This is a genomic window from Streptomyces lunalinharesii, from assembly GCF_039532155.1.
GTDB lineage: Bacteria > Actinomycetota > Actinomycetes > Streptomycetales > Streptomycetaceae > Streptomyces > Streptomyces lunalinharesii.
The window spans coordinates 1-517 of record NZ_BAAARK010000133.1 but is presented as its reverse complement, the minus strand read 5'-3'; the positions used below and the strand labels follow the sequence as shown (position 1 = coordinate 517).

Genomic DNA, 517 nt, shown 5'->3' with positions numbered 1-517 from the left:
TGGTTGACAGCTCCCCGGGGCCTATCGTGGCCTCCCACGTCCTTCATCGGTTCCTGGTGCCAAGGCATCCACCGTGCGCCCTTAAAAACTTGGCCACAGATGCTCGCGTCCACTGTGCAGTTCTCAAACAACGACCAGCCACCCGTCACACACCACCAACGTGGCGCTTCACCGGGGCCGGCATCCCGAAGGCTCAGACCTAAGTCCGCACCCTCAGATACCCAACAGCGTGCCCGACCCGACCAAACTTGAGACTCACGTTCCACGCCGAAGCAGTACTAGTGACCCAAACTCGATCGTGCCGAATAGTCAACGTTCCACCCATGAGCAACCAGTATCAGACATTCGCCGATGTACTGGCCTCTGACCCGGACAAGTCCGAGTAAGAAGTGCTCCTTAGAAAGGAGGTGATCCAGCCGCACCTTCCGGTACGGCTACCTTGTTACGACTTCGTCCCAATCGCCAGTCCCACCTTCGACGATTCCCTCCCACAAGGGGTTGGGCCACCGGCTTCGGG

The 517-nt window shown here is 59.2% G+C and carries 2 rRNA genes; both read right to left on the bottom strand.

Going from position 1 to position 517, the window contains the following annotated elements:
- Positions 1-95, bottom strand: a 23S ribosomal RNA gene (locus ABD385_RS41300); the annotation flags it as partial.
- Between the two features lie 305 nt (positions 96-400).
- Positions 401-517, bottom strand: a 16S ribosomal RNA gene (locus ABD385_RS41295); the annotation flags it as partial.